At 56.1% G+C, this 14,697-nt stretch carries 15 protein-coding genes; 12 read left to right on the top strand and 3 right to left on the bottom strand.

Going from position 1 to position 14,697, the window contains the following annotated elements; genetic code table 11:
* Window positions 1-4 precede the first annotated feature (4 nt).
* Window positions 5-811, bottom strand: a complete 807-nt coding sequence (gene xthA, locus KIF87_RS09105; protein WP_213328544.1) for an exodeoxyribonuclease III — start codon at window positions 809-811, stop codon at window positions 5-7.
* Window positions 812-1,244: 433 nt separating this feature from the next.
* Here xthA and astC point away from each other — a divergent pair, with 433 nt between their 5' ends.
* The 7 genes from astC to ves all read left to right on the top strand — a co-directional run bounded on the left by astC (window position 1,245) and on the right by ves (window position 8,956).
* Window positions 1,245-2,465, top strand: coding sequence for a succinylornithine/acetylornithine transaminase (gene astC, locus KIF87_RS09100; RefSeq protein ID WP_213328543.1), 1,221 nt, complete (start codon window positions 1,245-1,247; stop codon window positions 2,463-2,465).
* Window positions 2,462-3,496: an arginine N-succinyltransferase gene (astA, locus tag KIF87_RS09095; protein ID WP_213328542.1), complete on the top strand. Its 1,035-nt coding sequence runs from the start codon at window positions 2,462-2,464 to the stop codon at window positions 3,494-3,496. The genes astC and astA overlap by 4 nt, the downstream gene beginning before the upstream one ends.
* Window positions 3,493-4,980 (top strand): succinylglutamate-semialdehyde dehydrogenase, encoded by a 1,488-nt coding sequence (astD, locus tag KIF87_RS09090; RefSeq protein ID WP_213328541.1) that lies wholly within the window; start codon window positions 3,493-3,495, stop codon window positions 4,978-4,980. Before astA ends, astD begins: the two co-directional genes overlap by 4 nt.
* Window positions 4,967-6,292 carry an N-succinylarginine dihydrolase gene (astB, locus tag KIF87_RS09085; RefSeq protein ID WP_213328540.1) on the top strand — a complete coding sequence of 442 codons (1,326 nt, stop codon included), beginning with the start codon at window positions 4,967-4,969 and terminating at the stop codon, window positions 6,290-6,292. The genes astD and astB overlap by 14 nt, the downstream gene beginning before the upstream one ends.
* Window positions 6,293-6,302: 10 nt before the next feature.
* Complete coding sequence (gene astE / locus KIF87_RS09080) at window positions 6,303-7,268, top strand: succinylglutamate desuccinylase (protein ID WP_213328539.1); 966 nt, start codon at window positions 6,303-6,305, stop codon at window positions 7,266-7,268.
* A gap of 338 nt (window positions 7,269-7,606) precedes the next feature.
* Window positions 7,607-8,101, top strand: coding sequence for an ATP-independent periplasmic protein-refolding chaperone Spy (gene spy, locus KIF87_RS09075; RefSeq protein WP_213328538.1), 495 nt, complete (start codon window positions 7,607-7,609; stop codon window positions 8,099-8,101).
* A gap of 297 nt (window positions 8,102-8,398) precedes the next feature.
* A complete protein-coding gene (gene ves / locus KIF87_RS09070; protein ID WP_213328537.1) occupies window positions 8,399-8,956 on the top strand; it encodes an environmental stress-induced protein Ves in 558 nt (185 codons plus the stop codon).
* Here the strand turns inward: ves and cho are convergent.
* On the bottom strand, window positions 8,934-9,824 hold the full coding sequence (cho, locus tag KIF87_RS09065; RefSeq protein ID WP_249665852.1) for an excinuclease Cho: 891 nt from the start codon (window positions 9,822-9,824) through the stop codon (window positions 8,934-8,936). The genes ves and cho overlap by 23 nt on opposite strands.
* Before the next feature lie 168 nt (window positions 9,825-9,992).
* Window positions 9,993-10,817, bottom strand: coding sequence for an NAD(+) synthase (nadE, locus tag KIF87_RS09060; RefSeq protein ID WP_029740447.1), 825 nt, complete (start codon window positions 10,815-10,817; stop codon window positions 9,993-9,995).
* Window positions 10,818-11,049: 232 nt separating this feature from the next.
* Between nadE and osmE the strand changes: the two genes are divergently transcribed.
* The 5 genes from osmE (at window position 11,050) to chbR (ending at window position 14,674) form a co-directional block, all read left to right on the top strand.
* Window positions 11,050-11,394: an osmotically-inducible lipoprotein OsmE gene (gene osmE / locus KIF87_RS09055; RefSeq protein WP_213328535.1), complete on the top strand. Its 345-nt coding sequence runs from the start codon at window positions 11,050-11,052 to the stop codon at window positions 11,392-11,394.
* A 281-nt stretch (window positions 11,395-11,675) separates the two neighbouring features.
* A complete protein-coding gene (gene chbB, locus KIF87_RS09050; protein WP_008500676.1) occupies window positions 11,676-11,993 on the top strand; it encodes a PTS N,N'-diacetylchitobiose transporter subunit IIB in 318 nt (105 codons plus the stop codon).
* 79 nt (window positions 11,994-12,072) lie between these two features.
* Window positions 12,073-13,431 carry a PTS N,N'-diacetylchitobiose transporter subunit IIC gene (gene chbC / locus KIF87_RS09045; RefSeq protein ID WP_063142894.1) on the top strand — a complete coding sequence of 453 codons (1,359 nt, stop codon included), beginning with the start codon at window positions 12,073-12,075 and terminating at the stop codon, window positions 13,429-13,431.
* Between the two features lie 47 nt (window positions 13,432-13,478).
* Entirely contained in the window at window positions 13,479-13,826 is a 348-nt protein-coding gene (gene chbA / locus KIF87_RS09040) for a PTS N,N'-diacetylchitobiose transporter subunit IIA (RefSeq protein ID WP_063142895.1), read from the top strand.
* Window positions 13,827-13,855: 29 nt separating this feature from the next.
* Window positions 13,856-14,674, top strand: coding sequence for a transcriptional regulator ChbR (gene chbR / locus KIF87_RS09035; RefSeq protein ID WP_047648049.1), 819 nt, complete (start codon window positions 13,856-13,858; stop codon window positions 14,672-14,674).
* Window positions 14,675-14,697: the final 23 nt, after the last annotated feature.

Here is a 14,697-nt window from a genome sequence, read left to right as displayed (position 1 = left end):
GTCATTACAGCTTGAATTTAGCCCACACCGGCGCGTGGTCAGACGGTTTTTCCATGCTGCGGATATCGTAGTCGATCCCGGTTTCGATGCAGCGCTCTGCCAGCGGCGAGCTGGCCAGCAGCAGGTCGATGCGCAGGCCGCGGTTGTCATCGAATCCTTTTGAGCGATAGTCAAACCATGAGAAGCGGTCCTGCGTGTCCGGGTTAGCGGTACGGAAGGTATCCACCAGGCCCCAGTCCAGCAGACGCTGCATCCACTCGCGCTCTTCCGGCAGGAAAGAACATTTCCCGGTGCGCAGCCAGCGTTTGCGGCTGTCTTCACCGATGCCAATATCCAGATCGGTCGGGCTGATGTTCACATCACCCATGATCAGCACCGGATTCTCTTTGTTGAGTTCGGTTGTCAGGTAGTTCTGCAGATCCTGATAAAACTTGGCTTTGGCCGGGAATTTGGTCGGATGGTCGCGGCTTTCGCCCTGGGGAAAGTAACCATTAATCACGGTGATGTTACCCAGCGGGGAAGGCAGCTCCGCCATGATGATGCGGCGCTGTGCTTCTTCGTCATCGCCGGGGAACCCACGGCGGACGGAAACTGGCGTCTCTTTGGTCAACAGCGCAACGCCGTAATGGCCTTTCTGCCCATGATAGAAGACGTTGTAGCCGAGTTTCGCCACCTCTTCGAGGGGGAACATATCGTCGTGAACCTTGGTCTCCTGCAGGCCGATCACATCTGGCTGATGTTGTTCAACGATAGCTTCAAGCTGATGGGGGCGGGCGCGCAGGCCGTTGATATTAAAAGAGACAAATTTCATAGTCGCTGCCAGTGCAAGGTGAATAGTGCATGGATGGTAGCAGAATTTGCGTCAACTGTTACCGGGTTCGACCAATAACTGCGACAGTTAATGCCGGTGGTGCAATATTTGCACCATTCTGACGCGCCTCGCCCTCAAACAGGGCGTAAATGACCGATAAATTTCGCGAGCGATCACAATTCCAGAATTATATTTGGCCTGTGCATACTCTTTCTGATTTTCATGCGGCAAAGCGCCGCTTGTCGTAAAAATATTCACTTTTTATGCACTAACAGTGAATAACTCCATATTGTAACTTGTTGATATTCTGTTACCTCAACCCGTTTATGCATTTTTATTGCTGGCTGGCACGAAGGCTGCAATCTACATTCACAGTGCAAACACTCAATTATTTAACATTCAAATAACTTTTTATTTACCGGATGAGGTCGCTATGTCTCTGTCAATTACGCGTGAAAATTTCGATGAATGGATGATGCCGGTTTACGCTCCGGCGGCTTTTATTCCGGTTCGTGGGGAAGGCTCGCGCCTGTGGGATCAGCAGGGTAAAGAGTATATCGACTTTGCAGGTGGAATTGCGGTCAACGCGCTGGGTCATGCGCACCCTGCGCTGCGTCAGGCGCTCAATGACCAGGCGGCGAAGTTCTGGCATACCGGTAACGGCTTTACCAACGAACCCGCGCTGCGCCTGGCCAAAAAACTGATCGACGCGACGTTCGCCGAAAAAGTCTTTTTCTGTAACTCGGGGGCGGAAGCCAACGAAGCGGCGCTGAAGCTGGCGCGCAAATATGCGCACGATAAATTTGGTACCCACAAGAGCGGCATCGTGGCGTTTAAAAATGCCTTCCACGGGCGCACGCTCTTTACCGTCAGCGCGGGCGGCCAGCCTTCATATTCACAGGATTTCGCACCGCTGCCGCCGGATATTCGCCACGGCATCTATAACGATCTGCAGTCCGCCAGCGAGCTGATTAACGACACCACCTGCGCGGTGATCGTCGAGCCAATGCAGGGTGAGGGCGGCGTGCTTCCGGCGCAAAAAGCCTTCCTGCAGGGGCTGCGCGAGCTGTGCGATCGTCACGACGCGGTCCTGATTTTCGACGAAGTGCAGACCGGCGTGGGCCGCACCGGCGAGCTGTATGCCTATATGCACTACGGCGTGACGCCGGACGTGCTGTCGACCGCCAAAGCGCTGGGCGGCGGCTTCCCGATTGGGGCGATGCTGACTACCGATAAATTCGCCAGCGTAATGACCGTGGGCACCCATGGCACCACCTACGGCGGCAACCCGCTGGCCACCGCCGTCGCCGGGCAGGTTCTCGACATCATTAACACGCCTGAGGTGCTGAAAGGCGTTAAGCAGCGCCACGACTGGTTTGTCGAGCGCCTGAATGCCATCAACGGCAAAACGGGGCTGTTTAAAGAAATTCGCGGTCTGGGGCTGTTAATCGGCTGCGAGCTCACCGCTGAGTTTGCCGGAAAAGCTAAACTTATTTCACAGGAAGCGGCAAAAGTGGGCGTGATGGTGCTGATTGCCGGTGCCAACGTAGTGCGTTTCGCGCCTGCGCTGATCGTCAGCGAGGAAGAGGTGCAAACCGGTCTGGACCGTTTTGCGCTGGCGTGTGAAAAAGTGAAATCCGGGGTGTCATCATGATGGTCATCCGTCCCGTTGAGCGCGGCGATATCGCCGGGCTCATGCAGCTTGCCGGTAAGACGGGAGGTGGGCTGACCTCGCTTCCTGCCGATGAAAAAACGCTGTCGGCGCGCATTGAGCGCGCCCTGCAAACCTGGCAGGGGACGTTGCCAAAAAGCGAACAGGGGTATGTGTTCGTCCTGGAAGACACCGAAACGGGGACCGTGGCCGGGATCTGCGCCATTGAAGTGGCCGTCGGGCTTAACGACCCGTGGTACAACTACCGCGTCGGCACCATGGTTCACGCCTCGAAAGAGCTGAACGTTTATAACGCGCTGCCCACGCTGTTTCTCTGTAATGACCACACGGGCGCCAGCGAGCTCTGCACGCTGTTCCTCGACCCGGCGTGGCGCAAAGAGGGCAACGGCTACCTGCTCTCCAAATCGCGCTTTATGTTTATGGCCGCCTTCCGCGATCGCTTTAACGAAAAAGTGGTCGCAGAGATGCGCGGCGTGATCGACGACACCGGCTACTCGCCGTTCTGGGAGAGCCTGGGCGAGCGCTTCTTCTCGATGGAGTTCAGCCGGGCGGACTATCTCTGCGGCACCGGCCAGAAAGCCTTTATTGCCGAGCTGATGCCGAAGCATCCTATTTATACCCATTTCCTCAGCCCGGAAGCGCAGGCGGTGATTGGCGAAGTCCATCCGCAAACCGCGCCCGCCCGCGCGGTGCTGGAGAAAGAGGGGTTCCGCTACCGGAACTATGTCGACATCTTTGACGGCGGACCTACGCTTGAGTGCGATATCGACCGCGTGCGCGCGATCCGTAAAAGCCGTCTGGTTGAGGTCTCTGAAGGCCAGCCCGCGCCGGGTGACTGGCCCGCCTGTCTGGTGTCGAACGAAAATTACGCCAATTTCCGCGCCATGCTGGTGCGTACCAACCCGAAATGTGAACGTCTGGTGCTGACGGCTGCAGAACTGGATGCCCTGAAATGTAACGCCGGCGATACGGTTCGCCTGGTGCGTCTCTGCCCTGAGGAGAAAACAGCATGACATTATGGATTAACGGTGACTGGGTAACGGGCGAAGGCGAAGAGCGCGTAAAAACCAATCCGGTTGGAAAAGAGGTGCTCTGGAAGGGACATGACGCCAGTATCGCGCAGGTCGAACAGGCCTGCCAGGCCGCTCGCCGCGCGTTTCCGGCGTGGGCAAAACAGCCTTTCGCCGTGCGCCAGGAAATTGTTGAGAAGTTTGCCGGGCTGCTGGAGACAAACAAGGCCGAACTGACGCGCATCATCGCGTCTGAAACCAGTAAACCGCGCTGGGAAGCGACAACCGAAGTGACGGCGATGATCAACAAAATCGCCATTTCGGTCAAGGCGTACCACGCCCGCACCGGCGAACAGCATACCGATATGCCGGACGGCGCCGCCACGCTGCGCCACCGCCCGCACGGCGTGCTGGCGGTGTTTGGCCCGTATAACTTCCCGGGGCATCTGCCGAATGGCCACATTGTGCCCGCGCTGCTGGCGGGCAATACCGTTATTTTCAAACCGAGCGAGCTCACGCCATTAACCGGCGAGGCGGTGGTTAGGCTGTGGGAACAGGCCGGCCTGCCGCCGGGCGTGCTGAACCTGGTGCAGGGCGGGCGGGAAACCGGTCAGGCGCTGAGCGCGCTGAGCGATATCGACGGCCTGCTGTTTACCGGCAGCGCCGGTACGGGCTATCAGCTGCACCGCCAGCTGGCAGGGCAGCCGGAGAAAATCCTGGCGCTGGAGATGGGCGGCAACAACCCGCTGATTGTGGAAGACCCTGATGATATCGACGCCGCGGTGCACCTGACGATTCAGTCCGCCTTTATTACCGCCGGCCAGCGCTGTACCTGCTCCCGCCGCCTGCTGGTGAAGCGGGGCGCGCAGGGGGATGCCTTCCTGAAGCGTCTGGTAGAAGTGAGCGCGCGTCTGGTGCCTGCCGCGTGGGATGCCGACCCGCAGCCGTTTATCGGCGGCCTGATTTCCGAACAGGCCGCGCTGAACGTGCTGAAGGCCTGGCAGGACCACGTCGCGCGCGGCGCGAAAACCCTGCTGGAGCCGAAGCAGGTTCAGCCGGGTACCTCGCTGCTGACGCCGGGCATCGTGGAGATGAGCGGCGCGAGCAACGTGCCGGATGAAGAGGTCTTTGGCCCGCTGCTGTGCGTCTGGCGCTATGACGATTTCGATGCGGCCATTGCGATGGCGAATAACACCCGCTATGGCCTGTCGAGCGGGCTGATTTCACCGCATCGCGAGAAGTTTGACCAACTGCTGCTGGAAGCGCGCGCCGGGATTGTGAACTGGAATAAACCGCTGACCGGGGCCGCGAGCACAGCGCCTTTCGGCGGCGTGGGCGCGTCGGGCAACCATCGCGCCAGCGCGTGGTATGCCGCCGATTACTGCGCGTGGCCGATGGCGAGCCTGGAAACCCCGGCGCTGACGCTGCCGGAGACGCTTAATCCGGGGCTGGATTTTACCGGAGGGGATCGCCATGAAAGCGCGTGAGGTTAACTTTGACGGGCTGGTGGGGCTGACGCACCACTATGCCGGTCTCTCTTTTGGTAATGAAGCCTCGACGAAGCACCGTTTTCAGGTATCGAACCCGAAGCTGGCGGCGAAGCAGGGGCTGCTAAAAATGAAGGCGCTGGCGGATGCCGGTTTCCCGCAGGCGGTGATACCGCCGCAGGAACGCCCGAACGTGGCAGTCCTTCGTCAGCTCGGCTTTAGCGGTACTGATGAGCAGGTGGTTGAAAAAGCGGGTACGCAGACGCCGCACCTGCTCTCCGCGGCAAGCTCTGCCTCCTCTATGTGGGTGGCAAACGCGGCGACCGTCGCCCCGTCAGCCGACACGCTGGATGGCAAAGTTCATCTGACGGTGGCGAACCTGAACAATAAATTCCACCGCGCCACCGAAGCGGAAACCACCGAGCGCGTGCTGCGCGCTATTTTCAGCCATGACGCCCATTTCGAGGTGCATCAGGCCCTGCCGCAGGTGGCGATGTTTGGCGACGAAGGCGCGGCCAACCATAACCGCCTGGGGGGCGACTATGGCGACCCGAGCCTGCAGCTGTTTATCTACGGACGAGAAGAGGGGGGCCACGCCGCGCCAACCCGTTATCCTGCTCGCCAGACGCTGGCGGCCAGCCAGGCGGTTGCCCGCCTGAACCAGGTCAATCCTTCCCAGGTGATTTTTGCCCAGCAAAACCCGCATGTGATCGATCAGGGCGTGTTCCATAACGACGTGATTGCCGTCTCTAACCGCCAGGTGCTGTTCTGCCACGAGCAGGCGTTTGCCCACCAGGAGACGCTGCTCGCCACGCTGCATGAGCGCGTGCGCGGCTTCACGCCAGTCCAGGTTCCCACGGAGGCGGTGAGCGTGCAGGACGCGGTAGAAACGTATCTGTTCAATAGCCAGCTGCTCAGCCGTGACGATGGCAGCATGATGCTGGTCCTGCCGCAGGAGTCCCGGGATCATAAAGGCGTGTGGCGCTACCTGACGGAGCTGGTGAAGGCCGATAACCCGATTGACGAGCTGCGCGTGTTTGACCTGCGCGAAAGCATGGCCAACGGCGGTGGCCCAGCCTGTTTACGTCTGCGCGTGGTCTTGACCCAGGACGAAATGCAGGCGGTAAACCCGGCGGTCATGATGAACGATACGCTCTTTACGCGGCTGAATGACTGGGTCGATCGCTACTATCGCGATCGTCTGACGCAGGCGGATCTGGTTGACCCGCAGCTTCTGCGTGAAGGGCGCGAGGCGCTGGACGCGTTATCGACAATCCTGCAGCTGGGATCGGTTTACCCGTTCCAGCGCTAAAGGAGTGGATATGGAAAATTTACTGGCGCTGACCCTGGCCGATGAGACGCCGGAACAGAAAGAGGGGGACGGCCCCTCATTTCGCTGGCGGTGGCTGGGGCGCGGGGTGCTTGAGCTGACGCCGACCGTAAAAAGCGATCTCTCGCTGCTGCTTTCAACGGGTATCCACGGGAATGAAACCGCACCCGTTGAGATCGTTGATCTGCTGCTGCGTGCGCTGTACCGCAATGAGATCGCCCTGAAGTGCCGCGTGCTGGTGGTGCTCGGCAATCCCCCTGCGCTGGCGCAAAACAAACGGTATCTGGTGAGCGACATTAACCGCATGTTCGGCGGCCGCTGGTCGCAGTTTCCGCAGAGTGATGAAACGACGCGGGCAGCGTGGCTGGAGAACGTCGTGACCGCGTTTTTTGCCGCCGCGGGACCGGCGCGCTGGCATCTGGATCTGCATACGGCAATCCGCGCGTCCTACCACGTTCGCTTCGGCGTTCTGCCGCAGCGCAGTCAGCCGTGGGATGAAGCGTTCCTGAGCTGGCTGGGTGACGCCGGGCTTGAGGCGCTGGTATTTCACCAGTCGCCGGGCGGAACGTTTACCCATTTCACCTGTGAACGTTTCGCTGCGCTGGCCTGCACGCTGGAGCTGGGAAAAGCGCTACCGTTCGGCCAGAACGACCTGACCCGCTTTGCGCCTACGCATCTCGCCCTTCGGGCGCTGCTGGGAGGAAAGTCTCCCGAGCACGCGCATCAGCCCGTTGAGCGGTATCGTGTCGTACAGCAGATCACGCGCCGCAGCGATGCCTTCCTGCTCCACATGGCCTCGCACACCCTGAACTTCACCCCGTTTCGCAAAGGGGCGCTGCTGGCTGAGGATGGCGAGGAGCGTTACGAGGTGCAGAAAACCACCGAGTATGTCTTATTCCCTAACCCCACCGTCGCGTTTGGCCTGCGGGCCGGGCTGATGCTGGAAAAAATATCCTGAACCTTTCCCCTCTCATCATCCGGGAGGGGGAAGTAAAAAACTTTTCTTAACGATTAAAGCGCTTGCGCTTGTTTTGCAGAATATTCCTGGTGAATTGCTTTATTATTGATCTTCACTTCGCTATACTTCTGCTAAATCGCTTTAAAATCATCGCATTGAATATTTTTTGTTGCAACTCTCCACGCTTTATCCTTATTTCCTCCACATTTGGCGAAAATTTGTTTTTTACACTTTCATTGTTTTACCGTTGCTCTGACTAATTGACGATAAACCCCGTAAAGTTAATCTCGTCAACACGGCATAGCGCCGAAGAATAACTGAAAGAAAGGAAATAAATTATGCGTAAGTTTACTGCACTGTTTGTTGCTTCTACCCTGGCTCTGGGCGCTACCAGCATGGCGTTCGCCGCAGATACTGCGACCACTACGACTACTGCGCCTGCTGAAGGCAAAATGATGATGCATCATAAAGGTCCGGGTATGCATAACGAGATGATGATGTTTAAGGATCTCAACCTGACGGATGCGCAGAAGCAGCAGATCCGCGACATCAAAAAAGGTGAACGCGACCAGATGAAACGTCCTCCGCTTGAAGAGCGCCGTGCGATGCATGACATCATCGCCAGCGACAGCTTCGATAAGGCGAAAGCCGAAGCGCAGATCGACAAAATGGCCGAGCAGCACAAAGCGCGCATGCTGGCTCACATGGAAACCCAGAACAAGATCTACAACATTCTGACCCCGGAACAGAAAAAACAATTTAATGCGAATTTTGAGAAGCGTCTGACAGAACGTCCGGCGATGGAAGGTAAAATGCCAGCACCAACCGAATAATCGGTTCACACTCTTAAGACCGCCGGGATCCTGTCCACAAAAGCGCAACCGCTGTGGACAGGACCGGCGGTTTTTCTTTCCTGCCCTCTTGCCTGTCGCCGCCAGCGCGGTATCCTCCTGTAGTCGCTTCAGAGAATGTTTGCAGAGTCATGGCGTTAGAATTTTTATTAACGTTCCGCTAAGGCCTGTCCGCTCTGCTGCCGATACTGTTTCTGTGAATACCCAACGATAACAAACAAGACAGCAACGATAGCGATATCCTTGCCCTGGCACGGGTTGTGCCATTCAGGAGTGGTGATGGAGTTCTTTGATATCCGTAAGATGCCGGTGAGCCTCTGGCGCAATGGTGCTGGCGAAACGCGTGAGATTTGCTGCTTCCCTCCCGCGACGCGCGATTTTCACTGGCGTGCCAGTATCGCGACTATCGCCAGCAACGGCGAATTCTCCTCGTTTCCCGGTGTCGATCGGGTGATTACACTGCTGGAAGGGGGAGAGGTGACGCTGGATGCGGGTCAGGCGTTCTTCCATACCCTGAAGCATCATCAGCCCTACAGTTTTGCCGGCGATTTGCCGGTGAAAGCGCTGCTTTCCGATGGGCGGATGGCGATGGACTTTAACATCATGACCCGGCGCGACTGCTGCCAGGCGAAGGTGCGCGTTGCTGACCGAACCTTTACCACCTTTGGCTCGCGCGGGGGCGTGGCGTTTGTGCTAAGCGGGGCGTGGCAGCTGGGGGATAAACTGCTGACGGCCGATCAGGGGGCCAGCTGGGAGGAGGGGTCCCATACGCTGCGTCTGCTGGAGGCTCAGGGCACCTTATTGTTCAGCGAAATCACGTGGCTGCCGGGTCATTGAGCACAACGATCTCAAACTTTCCGGCCAGGACCGGTTTACAGAGGATTTTATAGCCATCGTGGTCAAATCCGGCGGGCGTGCGCAGCAGGGTTGCCGCGTCGTTGATGTCGTCGACGGCGCCCAGCCAGAGCCAGTTGTTGACGATGTGATACTGGGTCATTGCCTCGCCCACTTCTTTTAGCGCAACGGCGCTTTCCCACGGCCAGCAGTTCACGCTGATGGCCGCCAGACCGCTGAGGAGCCTGGCGTGATGCGCCTCAACGCTCTCTTTCCCGCAGCAGGCACCGGCGCAGCGCTTCAGCGCGGATCGAAAACAGGCGCGTCCGCGGGTGGTTGCCTCCAGACCCAAAAGGCTGTAGCAAAGCTGTCGCTCGTCCGCCAGCGTCTGCAGCGCCTGGAGTGCGGCACGCTTATTGGCGAACAGCCCATAGAGATTCGGGGCATGAGAAAAATCAACGTCGCGCGCGTAGACGACCTGCGGCTTGCCATCGTTGATCTGCAGGGAGCAGAGCTGACGGTTGCGGCGCAGGCGCTTATTAAACAGCGGCTGTTGTTCTTTTATCAACCGCGCCTCCAGCAGCAGCGCGCCCATTTCTCCCGCCGTCTGGAACCAGGTAATGCGTCGCGACTGGCGCAGCATCGCGGCCTCGTCCGGCGTACGAAGATGGGATAACACCCGGCTGCGAATGTTAACGCTCTTGCCGATATAAAGCGGCAGGGTGTCGCTTTCGCCGTGAAAGATGTACACGCCCGGCTGTTTAGGCAGCGCCTCAAGCCAGGGGCGAAGGTGTTCGGGATATTCGTAGATAGCCGCCGCTTCAAACTCAAGACGCGGGGCGGATTGACGCCTGCTCACATACTGCTCCATATACTGTTCAGGTATACAGTATAGCAGGAGTGTGGTGGTTAAAAAAGAGCCGGGTGGCGGCTACGCCTTACCCGGCCATGACGTGCGGCCTGATGCCCTCACCCCAACCCTCTCCCACGGGAGAGGGAGCAAACACAAAAAACGGTAACCTGGGTTACCGTTTTGCGTTTATTTCCAAAAATCGTCAAACACCGTAATTGGCGTGTGGCGCTTGTGCTCGGTTTTCAGATACCAGCCTTCGATGATTTTCGCGGTACCTTCATCCAGCTTTTTGCCTTCCAGATAATCATCAATGTTGTCATAGGTGACGCCAAGGGCCGCTTCATCCGGCAGGGAAGGGCGATCGTCTTCAAGGTCCGCTGTCGGCGCTTTCTTATAAAGATGCTCAGGACAGCCCAGCGCGGCCAGCAGCTGCTTACCCTGACGCTTGTTGAGACGGAAGATAGGGTTAATGTCGGTGCCGCCGTCGCCGTATTTGGTGAAGAAACCGGTGATGGCTTCTGCCGCGTGGTCGGTGCCGACGACGACGCCTTTGGTCATCCCGGCGATGCTGTACTGCGCTTTCATGCGCTCGCGCGCTTTCTCGTTGCCGCGAACAAAATCGCTCAGCTCAATGCCCGCTTCGCGAAGCGCCTGCTCGCTTGCCAGCACCGAGCCCTTAATATTCACGGTCAGCACGCGGTCAGGCTGAATAAAGGTAATCGCATCCTGGCAATCCTGCTCGTCCGCCTGTACGCCATAAGGAAGACGCACCGCGATAAACTGCAGTGTCTCATCGCCCGTCTCTTCGCGAAGCTCTGAAATTGCCATCTGGCAGAGTTTACCGGTCAGGGTAGAGTCCTGGCCGCCGCTGATGCCCAGCACCAGGGATTTCAGGAACGCGTTCTTTTTTAAGTACGACTTTAAAAAATCCACGCTGCGGCGGATCTCTTCATGTGCATCTACCGTGGGCTTCGCGCCCAGTGCCTGAATAATCTCTTGTTGCAGAGCCATCACGCCCTCCATATGCAGTACATAAACAGAATGTGTTAGCTGTTAAAACTAACCCTTTGGGCGAGAAACGACAAGGATCACAGTTTCGAGTGCGCTAATTTGCGCCGATTTAGCAGGTTATCGTTGTTTTATTAGAATTTTCCGAAATTCGTCTGGCGTAACTCACAAAGTTGAACAATAGTACTTTTTATCCCATGCTTAGATAACACGCTGATAAACAAGAGGACGGAATATGAACAAGAACGTAGCAGGAATTCTTAGCGCAGCGGCGGTACTGACTATGCTGGCAGGGTGTACGGCTTACGATCGCACCAAGGATCAGTTTACGCAGCCCGTAGTAAAAGACGTCAAAAAAGGGATGAACCGTTCGCAGGTGGCTGCGATTGCCGGTAAACCTTCTTCTGAAGTAACCATGATTCATGCGAAGGGGACCTGCCAGACCTATATCCTGGGTCAACGTGATGGTAAGGCAGAAACCTACTTTGTCGCCCTGGATGATACCGGTCATGTGATCAACTCCGGCTATCAGACCTGTGCTGAATATGATACCGATCCGCAGGCACCTAAGGCGCAGTAACCCTGCTTGCCTGAGGATGTTAACAAGCCGGCCCAAGGGCCGGTTTTTTTATGCATCAGAAAATCTTATTTCTTTGCGCGAATTATTTGCCCGAAATGTGAAGGGAGTCAACAAGCCAGGTCAATGAGAGACAATTTGAGCCTATCCAGAATTATCCCCTGTCTGTACCATTGCGTATACTCACTCCAACGATAAACAACAGTACGCAAGCTACCTGTCTGCCGGGACAGCGAGTCGAGTGATAGCGCGATGGCAGGTAGTCATACAAGAGGGAAATCACGATGGAAAAGAAACATATCTACCTGTTCTGCTCAGCGGGCATGTCTACGTCGCTTCTGGTGTCAAAGATGCGTGCGCAGGCTGAAAAGTATGAAGTCCCTGTGGTGATTGAAGCGTTTCCAGAGACGCTGGCGGGCGAAAAAGGCCAGACAGCCGATGTCGTTTTACTGGGGCCGCAAATTGCCTATATGTTGCCCGAAATTCAACGACTGTTACCGAATAAACCGGTCGAAGTGATCGACTCGGGGCTGTACGGCAAGATTGATGGTTTAGGTGTTCTTAAAGCTGCTGTGGCAGCAATTAAAAAAGCTGCTAATTAATTTTTATTTTTCCCGTCAAAGAGTTATTTCACACACAATACGCCGTAACATGCGTTACGGCATTTAAGGGTATTTTCCTATGAGTAAAGTCATCGCTTCACTTGAAAAGGTACTCCTTCCTTTTGCTGTTAAAATAGGAAAGCAGCCTCACGTTAACGCCATCAAAAACGGCTTTATTAAATTAATGCCGTTGACGCTGGCCGGGGCCATGTTCGTTTTAATTAACAACGTTTTTCTGAGCTTTGGTGAAGGTTCCTTCTTTTATTCATTAGGAATTCGGTTAGACGCTTCCACAATTGAAACCCTTAATGGTTTTAAAGCCATCGGCGGCAACGTCTATAACGGTACGTTGGGGATTATGTCGCTGATGGCGCCTTTCTTTATTGGGATGGCGCTGGCAGAAGAGCGTAAAGTGGATCCGCTGGCTGCCGGGTTATTATCCGTCGCCGCTTTTATGACCGTGACGCCATACAGCGTGGGTGAAGCCTATGCCGTTGGCGCCAACTGGCTGGGTGGGGCCAACATCATCTCCGGTATTGTTATCGGCCTGGTGGTGGCAGAAATGTTCACCTTTATTATCCGTCGCAACTGGGTTATCCGCCTGCCGGATAGCGTACCGGCTTCCGTATCTCGTTCATTTTCCGCGTTGATTCCAGGCTTCATTATTCTCTCCATCATGGGGATTATCGCCTGGGCGCTCTCCCACTGGGGCACAAACTTCCACCAGATCATCATGGACTCTATCTCTACGCCGCTGGCGTCGATGGGTGGCGTGGTCGGTTGGGCGTATGTGATTTTCACCTCTCTGCTGTGGTTCTTTGGCGTGCATGGTTCACTGGCACTGGCCGCGCTGGACAGCGGGATTATGACCCCTTGGGCACTGGAAAACGTTGCGCTTTACCAACAGTACGGCTCCGTTGACGCGGCGCTGGCAGCGGGTAAAACCTTCCATGTGTGGGCGAAGCCGATGCTTGACTCCTATATCTTCCTGGGCGGTACCGGGGCGACCTTGGGTCTGATCATCGCGGTCTTTATTGTCTCTCGTCGTGCTGACTACCGTCAGGTCGCGAAGCTGGCGCTGCCATCAGGCATCTTCCAGATTAACGAACCGATTCTGTTCGGTCTGCCAATCATCATGAACCCGGTAATGTTCATTCCGTTCATCCTGATTCAGCCGCTGCTGGCCGCCATTACCCTGACGGCGTATTACCTGGGCATCATTCCACCGGTCACCAACATTGCGCCGTGGACCATGCCGGCGGGCCTGGGCGCCTTCTTCAACACCAACGGCAGCGTCGCGGCCTTCCTGCTGGCGATATTCAACCTCGGGATTGCTACCCTGCTGTACATGCCGTTTGTGGCGATTGCCAACAAAGCAGCCACCATTATTGATGAAGAAGAGAGCGAAGAGGATATCGCCCTCTCACTGAAATTCTAAGATTGACCGGCGCGGGGAAGCCCGCGCCAGCCACAAGGAGCTTAAAAATGTTAGATTTGGATAGTATTGTCGCAGACGAAGCCGTCGAGAACGATCTCGAAGAAGTGGTGATGGGGCTTATCATCAACTCCGGACAGGCCCGCAGCCTGGCCTATGCCGCACTGAAGCAGGCCAAGCAGGGGGATTTCGCCGCCGCGAAAACCATGATGGAACAGTCCCGCACGGCCCTGAACGAAGCGCACCTGGTGCAGACAAAGCTGATTGAAAGCGACCAGGGCGAAGGGAAGATGAAGGTCAGCCTGGTGCTGGTCCACGCGCAGGATCACCTGATGACCTCGATGCTGGCGCGCGAGCTGGTGGCGGAGCTCATTGAGCTTCACGAGAAAATGCACTAAGTCAGACTGAGTAGCAGGAGGTCAGCACGATGGAAATTAAAACCGCACTTGAACAGCAGCTGTTTAACGGCAAAAATTTTCACGTGGTTATCTACAACAAAACGGAGAGCGCCAGTGGTCTGCACCAGCATGACTACTACGAATTCACGATTGTTCTGACCGGCCGCTACTACCAGGAGATCAACGGTAAGCGCGTCCTGCTTGAGCGAGGGGATTTTGTCTTCCTGCCGATGGGGTCTTATCACCAGAGCTTTTACGAATTTGGTGCCACCCGTATTCTGAATGTGGGCGTCAGCAGACGCTTCTTTGAGAAGCACTATCTGCCGCTGGTGCCGTTCTGCTTCGTGGCCTCCCAGGTCTATCGGGTCAAAAACGAGTTTATGACCTGGATTGAAACGGTTATCGCCTCGCTTAACTTCCGCGACAATGAATTTGATGAGTTTATTGAAACGGTGACCTTCTACGTGATGAACCGACTGCGCCACCATCGTGAAGAGCAGCAGGTGACGGATGATATTCCTCAATGGCTGCGCGGCACCGTTGAGCTGATGCACGATAAAGGGCAGTTCAGCGAAAATGCGCTGGAAAATATGGTGTCCCTGTCGGGGAAATCCCAGGAATATCTGACCCGTGCGACGCAGCGCTATTATCGTAAAACACCCGTGCAAATTATTAATGAAATCCGCATTAATTTTGCCAAGAAACAGCTGGAAATTACCAACTACTCTGTTACCGATATTGCGTACGAGTCAGGATACAGCAGTCCCAGCCTGTTTATTAAGACCTTTAAAAAATTGACTTCATTCACACCGAACAGTTACCGGAAAAATTTAACGGTAATTAATTAACTTTCGGCGGATTACCCGCCACA

Origin of the sequence: Enterobacter sp. 120016 (genome assembly GCF_018383635.1) — a bacterium.
In the GTDB taxonomy this organism is placed as follows: Bacteria; Pseudomonadota; Gammaproteobacteria; order Enterobacterales; family Enterobacteriaceae; genus Enterobacter; species Enterobacter asburiae_D.
Note: the sequence above shows the minus strand (reverse complement) of the source record. Positions and strands in the feature narration are given on the sequence as shown.